This window comes from Pseudomonas sp. HP_12 (assembly GCF_055283955.1).
Window position 1 is genome coordinate 188033 of sequence record NZ_JBTOQG010000001.1, and the last position, 12196, is coordinate 200228.

At 57.5% G+C, this 12196-nt stretch carries 6 protein-coding genes; 5 read left to right on the plus strand and 1 reads right to left on the minus strand.

Features of this window, described 5'->3' with window-relative positions; genetic code table 11:
- Positions 1-456 precede the first annotated feature (456 nt).
- The 5 genes from ACYASU_RS00830 (at position 457) to ACYASU_RS00850 (ending at position 10601) form a co-directional block, all read left to right on the plus strand.
- Positions 457-3297 carry a type VI secretion system Vgr family protein gene (locus ACYASU_RS00830; protein ID WP_463581606.1) on the plus strand — a complete coding sequence of 947 codons (2841 nt, stop codon included), beginning with the start codon at positions 457-459 and terminating at the stop codon, positions 3295-3297.
- Entirely contained in the window at positions 3294-7976 is a 4683-nt protein-coding gene (locus ACYASU_RS00835; RefSeq protein WP_463581607.1) for an RHS repeat-associated core domain-containing protein, read from the plus strand. Before ACYASU_RS00830 ends, ACYASU_RS00835 begins: the two co-directional genes overlap by 4 nt.
- A gap of 1 nt (position 7977) precedes the next feature.
- Positions 7978-8610, plus strand: a complete 633-nt coding sequence (locus ACYASU_RS00840; RefSeq protein WP_463581608.1) for a hypothetical protein — start codon at positions 7978-7980, stop codon at positions 8608-8610.
- Positions 8611-9537: 927 nt separating this feature from the next.
- The gene (locus ACYASU_RS00845; protein ID WP_463581609.1) at positions 9538-10038 is read left to right on the plus strand and encodes an SUKH-3 domain-containing protein; all 501 of its coding nucleotides are present in this window, start codon (positions 9538-9540) and stop codon (positions 10036-10038) included.
- Between the two features lie 221 nt (positions 10039-10259).
- The gene (locus ACYASU_RS00850; protein ID WP_463581610.1) at positions 10260-10601 is read left to right on the plus strand and encodes a hypothetical protein; all 342 of its coding nucleotides are present in this window, start codon (positions 10260-10262) and stop codon (positions 10599-10601) included.
- A 91-nt stretch (positions 10602-10692) separates the two neighbouring features.
- Here ACYASU_RS00850 and ACYASU_RS00855 read toward each other — a convergent pair whose 3' ends face one another.
- Positions 10693-11823, minus strand: a complete 1131-nt coding sequence (locus tag ACYASU_RS00855) for an SMP-30/gluconolactonase/LRE family protein (RefSeq protein ID WP_463581611.1) — start codon at positions 11821-11823, stop codon at positions 10693-10695.
- Positions 11824-12196: the final 373 nt, after the last annotated feature.

Consider the following 12196-nt stretch of genomic DNA (forward strand, 5'->3'; position numbering starts at 1 on the left):
ATTCCTGCTGGACCTCTTCACACCCTGTGACACCCCTCACTTCCCTGTGACTCCCCATCGCCATCATGCGCAAGAAGTTGCGCAGTGACCGTCGCCAATTGCTGGCTTACCGACCTGCAGGGCACGTTGCTCGTGGGCTGCAGGGGAGTGCGCAAGAACTTGCGCAGGGGTGCGCAACTTCTTGCGCATATTTCCCGTGAATTCTGACCAGGCATCTCGCACAGCTCGCAAGAACCCCCCGCAAACCCTTGTGGCACAAGGGCCGCGCGCCTGCTGGCACGGCCCTTGATATCTCCGTCGTCTTCTGAATGCGCGATCAACCCCGATCGGTCGTGATTTTCAGACCGCGGAGAGCACCGCCGACGCCCGGCGGTTCGCTGTCCTTCCACGCATTTGCAGCCGTTGATCACCCCCTTTGCATCGACGTCTGCCGCAACAGCGCATAAGGAACAAGGGATGTTCGCACCGGCCAACCAAGCCCAATTCAGCCTGACCCTCAACGGGCAGGACACGTTGTTTCAAGTGCTGTCTTTCACCGGTCGGGAGCGCCTCAACCAACCCTTCGAATTCGAGCTGGAGCTGGTCAGCGAAAAGTCAGCGCTCGATCTGGAAAGCCTGCTGCACGCGCAGACGTTTCTGCAGCTGGCCGAGGACGGCACCGGGGTTCACGGGCTGGTTTACAGCATCGCCCAGGGTGATGCCGGCAAGCGCCTGACCCGCTATCGGATTTCCCTGCGACCGCAGCTGGCTTATCTGGCGCACCGGATCAATCAGCGGATTTTCCAGCAGATGACGGTGCAGCAGATCATCAGCCAGGTCCTGGAAGAGCACGGCATTCTTGCCATCGATTACCGGTTCCAGCTCGGCGCGACCTACCCCGAGCGCGTCTACTGCGTGCAGTACGACGAATCTGACCTGCATTTCATCCAGCGGCTGTGCGAAGAGGAAGGCATTCACTTTCATTTTCAGCACAGCGCCAAGGGCCATCTGCTGGTGTTCGGCGACGACCAGACGGTGTTCCCGAAGCTGGCGCCGGTGCTCTACCAACAGGACACCGGGCTGGTCGCCGATGCCCAGGTGATCAAGCGCTTCGGCCTGCGCATGAACACCCGCACCAGCCGCACCACGCGCCGCGATTACGACTTCACCAAACCGAAGTTTCAACTGGAGAGCACAGCCAAAAGTGCGGCCGTTCCCGACCTCGAAGATTATGACTACCCCGGCCGCTTCGCCGATCGCGAACGTGGCCGCCATCTGGCCAATCGCGCCCTCGAGCGCCACCGCAGCGACTACCGGCTCGCCGAAGGCAGCAGCGATCAACCGCGGCTGGTCAGTGGCCATTTTCTCGCCCTGACCGGGCACGCCAACCCGCTGTGGAACGACCTGTGGCTGCTGACCGAAGTTTTCCACGAAGGCAAGCAGCCCCAGGTGCTGGAAGAGGTCATCACCAGCGACGTCACTGACGTGAAAAGCGATTTCCATCAGGGCTATCGCAACCGTTTCAGCGCGACGCCGTGGGACGTCCACTACCGACCACCGCTGGAGCACCCGAAACCGAAGGTGCTGGGCACACAAAGCGCCGTGGTCACCGGGCCCGAAGGGGAGGAGATTTACTGCGATCAGCATGGCCGGGTGAAGGTTCAGTTCTTCTGGGACCGCGACGGCCAGCACAACGACAAGACCAGCTGCTGGATGCGCGTGGCCTCGAACTGGGCCAGCCAGAACTTCGGTGCGATCAACCTGCCGCGGGTCGGCATGGAAGTTCTGATCACCTTCCTCGAAGGCGATCCCGACCAGCCCCTCATCACCGGTTGCCTGTACCACGGCGCTCATTTGCCGCCTTACAAACTGCCCGATTTCAAGACCGTGGCCACGGTCAAGAGCAAGGAATACAAGGGGGGCCGCGCCAACGAACTGCGCATCGACGACACCACCAGCGAGATCAGCATTGCCCTGCGCAGCGATCACGGTGCCAGTGCCATCAACCTCGGTTACCTGACCCATCCGCGACCCGCCGGCGGCCAGCCCAGGGGCGAGGGTTTCGAGTTGCGCACCGACCGCCATGGCGCCGTGCGCGCCGCTGCAGGTTTGTTGATCACCACCGAGCCGCGTCCCAACGAGTCGAAGCACCATAAGGACTTGCCGGAAACCGCCGAACGCCTGGCCACTGCCGCCGATCAGCAGGACGGCTTCGCGCTGCAGGCCAAGGAATTGGAAGCCCAGGAGCCCGGCGATCAGGATGACGTCGCCAAAGCGCTGCACGCCCAGCATCAGGGCGTGCTCGGCAGCGGCCCCGCGAACAAAAGTGCCAACGAGTTTCCCGAATTCACCGAACCGCATCTGGTCCTCGCCAGCCCGGCCGGCATCGCCCTGACCACGCCGCGTTCAAGCCACATCGCCACCGGCGAGCACCTGGCGTTGAGCAGCACAGGGCACACCAGCTTTTCCGTGGGTAAACGCCTTTTGGCCAGCGCCAGCCAAGGCATGCGTCTGTTCGTGCAAAGCCTCGGCTGGCGTCTGGTTGCGGCGTCCGGCGACATCGACGTGCGCGCCCTGAAGGACAGCATCAACCTGCTGGCCAAACTCAACATCACCGCCAACGCCGAGCGCATCACCCTCACCGCCAAAACCGAATTGGTGATTCAGGGCGGCGGCAGCGCCACCACCTACAACGCCGCCGGCATCACCCACGTCACCACCGGTCCGTACACCGCCCATGCCGCCAACTTCGCCTACACCTCGGCGAAAAACCTCGCGGGCGTGTTCCCCGAGCCCCCGAAGCCGGGGCAGGGCGACCTTGAGTTATTCAACCAGTACGCGGGGCAGCAAGGGATTCAGGGCGGGGGTTTCGAGGTGATCGATGCCTTGGGCCAGCGCCTTAAAGGGTCCCTTGATGCCAAGGGATTCGCGACCGTTCCCGGTGCTGCACCCGGGCCTGGACGGGTGTCCTTCGGCAAAGACCCGGCGGACACCTGGACGGAGAGCAGCTTCATCGGCAAGCCCGAATGGCCGGTCCTGCCGCCGAGTGCGGGGGAGGTTCCGGCGCTGTTAGAGACGGAGGTTAGCGAGGGGCTGCCGAGCAAGAACTGGGATGTTGCGCACGTCATGACGGCCGCTGTTGACGCTGGGGCGGCGGGTTTCGGCTTGCCGCCGCTGGCGACTGCGGCTCTGCCGATCGCTTCAGGCCTTCTGAGCGGGATGATCAAAAGCGGCAAGCTTCCGAGCCTGCCAGTGCCCACGGTGGATGAGGGCTTGCTTGAAGTGTCCGGCCTGCTGGCCGGCGAGAAGTTGTCATGAGCGCGGGCATTGGAGAGCGCGAAGCTCAGGTGGCGATTGTTCCGCTTGATCTGATTCAGCTTGAGGACGTCGGGGCGGGTGCGGCCAATGTCGATGCCTGGCTGCAGGACATCAGCGGCGGGGTCGTTTCGCTTGAGCGGATCAAGAACGCTGCGGGCTTTTTGCCCGTGGTGGGCAACATCATGGCACTGGTCGATGCGCTCAATGACATCGTTCGGCTGGCGACGAGCGAGAAGCGCGACCCGCTGGATTGGGTGAGTTTGGGCATCAATCTGATTGGTGTGCTGCCAACGCCGCCCACCATGGCGGCAGCGCGGATGAGCCTGCGGCCGACGCTGTTTCTGGTGCGCCAGGAGATGCGTCAGGCGGGCAAGATGGTGCTGGGTGATTCGCTGATCGAGGTGCTGATCGGGCACCTCAATGCGGACATCGTCGGGACGCTTGATGACTTTGTGACGCAGGCGCAGGGGAAGCTTCCGGGGATTCTTGAGGATGCCGGGAAACTTGGGGAAGGCGTGCTCCTTGAGATCGCTGCCGGTCTTGAACAGCTGGTTGACCCGAAGCTGAACGCCAAGGCTGATTTGCTTGAGGCCGAGCAGTGGGTTCAGGCCGCTGGGGATCAGTGGGCCTATGACCCCAAGGCTGCCATTGGCAACATTTTTGCGGCGGCTGCGGATGTTTGCGTTGCTGCGGGTAAGGGTGCGGTTAACGGCGCCGTCGAGCATTTGGTGCCTGACGCGGTTAAGGCGGAGATAGTCAGACAGGCCAAATTGTTGCGCGCCATGGGGCCGGAGCTTCGCACCAGGATTACTGGTCTGGCGGATCCTGGGGTTCAGAATTCCATTGGTTCGCTGCTGCTCATGCTGGGTGACGCCCTGGTCAGTTGGCGTTCGCGCAATGGGCATGGGCAAGCCTTTAACATCAAGCCGGGGGTTGTTAATCAGGCCAGGCGCCAGGGCGGCGAAGGGAAGCTGGAAACGGTTGGATTCGAGAAGCCTGCGAAAGCCCGGCCTAACAAGCGGAAGAACTGTACGTGTCCGTGCCCTTGTGAATGTGCCTGTGGGTCGACGGCGAGGAGCATCAGTTTTGCGATGGGTTCGGAGTCGGTTAGCCATACCGATTTCAGCCTGCCAGGGCCTTTTCCGATTGAGTGGACGCGGACTTACTGTTCGAGTCTTGATGCGTTTGATGATGATCTTATCGGTGCGCGCTGGATTACGGCGTTTACTACACGTTTCGATCTCGTTGACGACGGTTTGGTGTTTCATGACTTCGACGGACGCAGCCATGAGTTCCCTCTTCCCAAGGTAAAACTCTTTCACTTCAATGCCATTGAGAACCTGACCGTCATTCGCCTCAGCAAAGATCGGTTGGTGCTGATGCGGGGGCTTGAGCATAGGGAAACCTATGTTCAGCGGGGTAACCGTTTTGTTCTGATTAACAAGGTTTTGCCCAACGGCGCCGGGGTTATGTTGCATCACGAGCATCGCCATGGAGATCGGATGGTGCTCTCCGAGTTAGTCACTTACTCGGAAAAAGACGTCAACAAAGTTCATCTGCGCCTGGGCACTTTGATCGATGATCAGGGGCGTCTCACCGGTCTTTGGGAGGTTCGTGATGGCGACGTCAAACGCCAACTGTGTGCCTATCAGTACGACGATTTCGGTGACCTTGTTCTGGCCCAGGATGAGAACGGCGCTGCCTGGCGTTATCAGTATCAAGACCACCTGATTACCCGCTATACCGACCGCACCAATCGTGGTTTGAATCTGCAATGGCAGGGAACAGGTCCCGACGCAAAGGCTATTCGCGAATGGGCCGATGACGGCAGTTTCGAAACCCGACTGGCGTGGGATGAAAACATCCGTCTGACCTACGTCACTGACGCTTTGGGTCATGAAACCCGGCATTACTACGACAGCCTGGGTTACACCTACCGCATTTGTCATGCCGATGGCCGTTCCGAATGGTTCTTCCGTGACGCCGCGAAGAACATCATCCGCCACGTTCATACCGACGGCAGTACCGACCGCTATCGCTACGACAAACTCAGCAACCTGACCGAGCACACCCGGGCTGATCACAGCGTCATCAATTACGCCTACGACAACAAAAGCCATCTGATCAAGATCAGCGATGGCGAAGGCGGGCTGTGGAAACGGGACTATGACCTTCGCGGCAATCTCGTTGAGGCGATTGATCCGTTAGAGATGGTGACCGAATACGCCTACAACACGTTTGGCCTTCCTACGGCGATCAAGGACGCCAACGGCAATACCAAGTCGTTGGCCTACAACGACGCCGGACAACTCGCTAAGTACACCGACTGCTCGGGGAAGGTGAGTAGCTGGGAATACGACGAACGCGGCCAGATGATCCGCTTCACCGACCCGGCCGGGCATAGCACCGCTTACGAATACAAATCAGGCCAGTTGGTGTTGATCAAACACCCGGACAAAACCGAAGAACGCTTTAACCGGGACGGCGAAGGTCGTTTGCTGGCTCATTCCGATGGCCTTGAACGCTGCACCACATGGCGTTACACCGCTGCCGGCTTCATCGCCGAACGCGTCGACGCCGCCGAACAAACCTTGCGCTATCGCTGGGACAAGCTTGGCCGACTGGTAGCGCTAGAAAACGAAAATGAACGCCGCGCGCACTTTCACTACGATCCGGTCGGCAGGGTGCTGGAAGAAAGCGGCTTCGACGGTCGCTCGACTCGCTATCAATACGATCCCGAAACAGGAAGTCTTGCTCAGACGGTGAACGGCCAGCGCACGATTGCGCTGACCTTCGACCCCATGGGCCGTCTCACCGAACGCCGCGCCACCCTCGGCGAACAAGCCCAAAGCGAAACCTTCGCCTACGACGGCAACGGCCATCTGGTCATGGCGACCAACGCCATCAGCAAACTGCAATGGTTTCACGACCCGGCTGGCAATCTGCTGCGAGAGCACCAGCATTACTCGAACCTGGATAAACCACTGGTTGCCGTGTGGCAGCATGAGTACGACGCGCTCAACAACCGCATTGCCACCATTCGCCCGGACGGCCATCGCGTCAGCTGGCTGACCTACGGCAGTGGCCATCTGCTCGGCTTGAAGCTCGACGAGCACGAACTGCTCAGTTACGAGCGCGATGATTTACACCGAGAGGTCGCCCGTCATCAGGGCAACCAACTGTTGCAAACCCAGACTTGGGACCCAGCGGGACGCCTGCAGAAACAATTGTTAGGGCGCAGCGACGATAAATCCGTCCTGATCAAACGTGCTTACCGATACGACGCAGCTGGCCAACTCACCGACATCAATGACAGCCGTCGCGGCCAATTAAGTTACCGCTACGACCCAGTCAGTCGTTTGCTCAGCGCTACCAGCCGCCTGGGCCTGGAAACCTTCGCCTTCGACCCTGCGAGCAACTTGCTCAACGACAGCGCCGCACCCGTGCGCCGCCCTCTAGACCCCGAACCTGTCCGCCATAAACTCGTGGACAACCTGCTCCGCGACTACGCCGGCAACCACTACGAATACGACGAACGCGGCAACCAGACCGAGCGCTGGACCAACGGCCTGCGCAGCGAACTGCACTGGGACCTATTCGATCGTCTGGTGCACTTCCGCGATCCGCGCCTCACTGTCGACTTCGGCTACGACCCCCTCGGACGTCGCCTCTACAAACTCTCAAAAGCCCATTACCGACCGCGACCAGAAGCCGGCACCGGCTGGAATGAAAACGAACACGCCCGCAAAGAGCGCGAGCTCGGCTGCGGCTTCACCTTATACGGCTGGGACGGAGACAACCTCGCCTGGGAAAGCAGTCCGCCGCCATACGCCGGCGCCCTCGGCCGAACCGTCCACTACATCCACGAACCCGGCACCTTCGTCCCGGTGGCCCAGGCCATCCGCCACGAAACGATTCGTCTCGTCAGCCAGCCAACTTACACCGGCCGCTACAACTTCAAGGAAGATCCGCTCTGGAACTACAAACCGGTCGCACTGCCAATCGACGTCCTCGCCTGGTACCAATGCGACCACCTCGGCACGCCCCAGGAAATCACCGACCAAAACGGCAACATCGTCTGGAGCGCCCAATACAAAGCGTGGGGCGAAGCACAAGAACAGCGCTCTGAATTCGCCCAACAAATCGGCCTGACCAACCCCATCCGATTCCAGGGCCAATACCACGACCACGAGACCGGCCTGCACTACAACCGCCATCGGTACTATGATCCAAAGGTCGGGCGGTTTATCAGCAAGGATCCGATTGGCTACAGTGGCGGGCTGAATCTCTATCACTACGTTTCAAATCCGACGGGTTGGATCGACCCACTCGGTTTGCAAAAAGTTGTCGCAACAAATAGCCGTAGGAGCGCAATGAAAAAGGCCCAGCAACATGCTCAGGTACCGCGGTTAGGTAGAGGTGGGGAGGCGATCCCAATGAAAGATCTCAACCTGAGTAGCCATGGAGTGAATTGCAACTGTATGAAAAGTCGCGGGATCACCACGCTAGGGCGCAGGGATAAAAATGGTGTAGCAGAGGTGTTCGAGCATCCAGATGGGCACCCTGACTTGGTCGGAGATGATCAACCAGCTCACCATGAAATTCCACATGTTCACGCCACAAATACAAAGGGTGCGGTAATAGTGTTCACCTACCCGGCAGGACGTAAAGGAATCTGATATGAAATACTACAAGATCTTATGCTTTAAAGCCGAATTTGGTGAGTTTAAAAATCATGCTAACGATTTTATAAGAGAAATGTCCGCGGATGATACTGACGAGTTCGCCTTGGTGATGGCTACGAATCTGCAAGGAGGGGTTGGCTTCGGAACGACGGCCCAAGGTGAAGCGGCTATAAAAGCGCTTGTATCAAAATGCTATTCAGTCGATATAAATAATTTGAGTATAAAAATACCACTGGCGGAAGACGTCGAAGGAATGCCTCGGCTCCTGTTTCGAGGTAAAGCCGGCAAATTCGAAAGGCTGGTTCAAGAACATATGCAGTATGACAAAGACCTCAGGAAACACAACGTGATCTCGAGGCATAGGCCCACAACAATGCCTAAAAGTTCGATGCTAGCTAGTATTGTTCAGGCTCAATATTTATCGATAAACGGAAAAGAGTTGTATGAAGCACTACATGAAAGCTGCCACTACATACTACGAGCATTGGTGTCTGGAGAGCATGGTCGTGATGCATTCTTTGTGTTCTCAAAGGACTTGGACTTCTTTTTTAGAGAGTTTGAAGAAATAGTGGGCGGTGATGCCGAGATTCGTTTCGTGAACAGCGTCCGCGAGTTAATCTTTTATTAATGTAGAGCATTATAGGGGGTGAACCCTCTTAATTGTGCAGATAAAAAGCGAAAGTGCGCTGCCCCTTTAGCTGGCTTAAGAGGCTAAAGGGTACGGACCCCGTTAACTCTAAGCAAAATCTGAGTGAGTTAAAGGCAACACTTCTCAGGAAGGATCTTGCCATCCGTGACGATGCTTTCAAAAAGGCGGAAAATATATCGATAATGCGAGTAAGTGCGGAGGCGCAGATGCTTTTATCAGTCACACCTTTAGAGTGGAAGGCACTAGGCACGAACGTGTTGATCTTGGGCTAAAGGGGACAGACCCCTTTAACTCGCACATGCACAAAGAGGACCCATGTGAAAACCAGCTTGACGATAAAGGAGAGATAACAACCGATCCAGATAAGTACCATATTGGTATTCGTAACCCTAAAGACTTACCTATTGTCCGGGGGAGACCACGCGGATTATGAGCCATGAATTCAGATTAGTATTCGAGGACTCGTTTTCAGCTCGCAATGTCCTTGACTCGGTGAAAACCAGTACGGCATGCATTGGTGCGGCTGGCGAATGTATTTGCTTGAAAGAGCTGAGTGTGAACAGTGAAGCAGCCTATGATGTGAGACTAACGCTAGAGGACTCTAATTCACTCTGGCTCGAAGTAGGCTTTCGATCCCCGAATTTATACGAGTTGCTGAAGGCTGCAATTGACACCAAACAATACAGATGCTTAGAGGGTGGGGAGCAAGATGATGAAGTTCCATTACATAAGGCCTTTCGTCTTAAGCATCCTCCAACATTACAGAGTTGAAGGGGACGGACCCTTTAACTCTCTGAATTCGCCGAAGAAGTCGGCCTGACCGATCCGATCCGATTCCAGCGTGTTCGAATGGGACAGACTCCTTTATTTTTTCTTTATATCTCCCACTAACAGCTTGGTAAAATCGTGACCGACACATTGAACGTACCCCCGCTAATCGAACTCCCTGAAAGCCTGAGCCCACTGTTTCTTGCCGCAGGCTGGCCCAGCACTTCCACCATACCACTACCGCATTACGTTCCACCCGAGCATCCTGCCGCTGCTCTACTTGAACAGCTTGCCGGGGTGCAGGTGGGCATCTGCGGCGCAGGAGAGGAGTGTGCTACCAGTGATGTCGCCTTTGGCACATTTGAACATCTGCATGGAAGCGAAGATTTCCTTGAGTGGCAGCAACGCCTGGGCACTACCTTGGTGAGCATCGCCGAAGTCCATCACGGCCACGGCGCGCTGTTGATCGACGAAAAGGGTTGCTGCTACCTCTTGAGCCTCATCCACGACGGGCTTTGGATACAGGGACTGGGCTTTGTTCAAGCCATGGAGAACTTGATATTTGGGCGTAAGACCGGTGAGCAGGCGCAACTCGCAACGCCAGGTGCAATACCGATCTTTTGCACCGGCACCCTATGACAGACCTATCCTGCGTTCGGGGCAGAAAATCTCGCTCGCCTGTGACCAATCAGGCTTAGAGGGGCTGTTAAAGGGGTCGGACTCCTTTCGCTCAATAAAGTTAATCCTTATGGAAACACTCTAGATGATCATGGCACCGGCACGACGGATCCAAACAAAAGTCATATCGGCATTCTTAATTCCATTGATTTACACACAGTCCGAGGGAGGCCGCACGGCTCATGAGTCATGAATATAGACTGGTGTTTTCCAACGATCTTACAGCTCAGCGCATTATGGATTTTTTAAAGGCGAGTGAGTCTTGCGTTCGAGCAGATCAAGAATTTTTGTACTTGAAAGATCAAAATTCTAAGACTAAAGCGGATTATGACGCACGCTTGAGCCATGATGATGACAGTACACTATGGCTTGAGGTCAATTTTAAATCGTCGGCGCTACATGACCTGGTGCGCGTAGCGCTGGAGAATAGGCCATGCAAGTGTTTGAGTGAGGGGGACGTTAATGAGGAAGTTGAGCTGAGCGAGGCATTTCAACTTGGACATCTTCATATTTTCGGACTGTGACACTTAAATCCTTAAGGGGACGGTCCCCTTTAGTCCAAGAGCAGTGCGCAGGTAGACGGTCGTTTGACCGTCTTGTGATCCAGCCAGCCCCTTAAACCGCAAACGCAGTCCCGCGCGTATTCACAAACAGCGAATAAATCGAGTGACTGCTCGCCATGAACAACCGATTCCCTTCGCGTCCGCCGAAGCACAAGTTCGGGCAGCGTTCTGGCAGCGAGATGTGCCCGATGGCCTTGCCCTGGGGGTTGAAGACCCGCACGCCGTCGAGTTTTTCGAGGTCGGCCTTGGGGTCGCCGTTGCCGCCCCAGCCACACCAAAGGTTGCCCGCTTCGTCGCACTTCATGCCGTCGATGGCGGCGTAGTCCAGGCCTTCGATGTGTTTGCGGCGTTCGCCCAGGGTGCCGTCGTCCTTGACCGCGATGGCCCAGATCAGGCGGTTGGGTTTGGCGCGACCTTCGACGACGTACAGGGTCTTTTCGTCAGGGGAGAAGCACAGGCCGTTGGGGCCGGCGAGGTCGTCGATCACCCGGGTGACTTTCCTGCTCTCGCCGTCGATGCGGTAGACGGCGTGGGGCTGGGTCGGGGTGATTTTGTGGCCTTCGTAGTTGTTGCTGGTCTGGAAGGGCGGGTCGCTGAACCAGATCGAGCCGTCGCTTTTGCAGACGATGTCGTTGGGGGAGTTGAAGGGCTTGCCGTCGAAGCTGTCGGCCAGCACGGTGATGGTGCCGTTGTATTCCGTGCGGGTGATGCGCCGGCCTTCGCTGGTCGTGGTCGAACCTTCGCAGACGATGAGGCGTCCCTGACGATCGCGGCACATGCCGTTTGAGAAGTTGGAATGCTCGCGGTACACCGTGAAAGTGTCAGTGATTTCGTCCCAACGCATGATGCGGTTGTTAGGGATGTCGCTGACCAGCAAGTAACGCCCGTCGCCGACCCACACCGGCCCCTCGGCCCAACGCATGCCGGTGGCGAGTTTTTCCACGCTGGCGTTGAAGACCCGCAGTTCGAGAAAGCTGTCGTCGAGAATGTGAATGAGCGGATCCGGGTATCGCTGGCTCAAAGGCTCTGCAGCAGAAGCGAGGCGGGGCAGGGCGGCGGTGCCGACGGTGGCCAGCGTGGCAGAGACAGCGAGGGATTTTTTCAGGAAGCTGCGGCGCGTGTTGCCGCTTGAGTGACCAGCGGTTTCAGCGTGCGGGGGCAAGGCGGACAGGGATGAGTCCATGTAGCGATCTCCGTTCTATTATTTTTTTACGGGACGCTAGTAATACCTCGTGATAAGACATCGTACAAGTGAATGATGGGCGGGTATCCAGCTCACCCTCCGACGATATCGGTGCGCAAACAGGCCTCTTCCCGGCTAAAGCCGGTCCCACTAAAAGCAACGCGCGCAGCCAGTGGGACCGGGTTTAGCCGGGAAGCTTTTGATCTTCAAACGCAAAAAGTTCAGACACCACAAATCGCGACTTGGGTGCAGGCTGAACGGAGGTTTCGTGGAGTGGGCCGAGCCGCATGGATGCGGCGAGAGCGCCGTCAGGACATGGATGTCCGTTCGGCGCGGGCCCACGGAGCGAGACCGGAGTGAAGGAACCCTGACG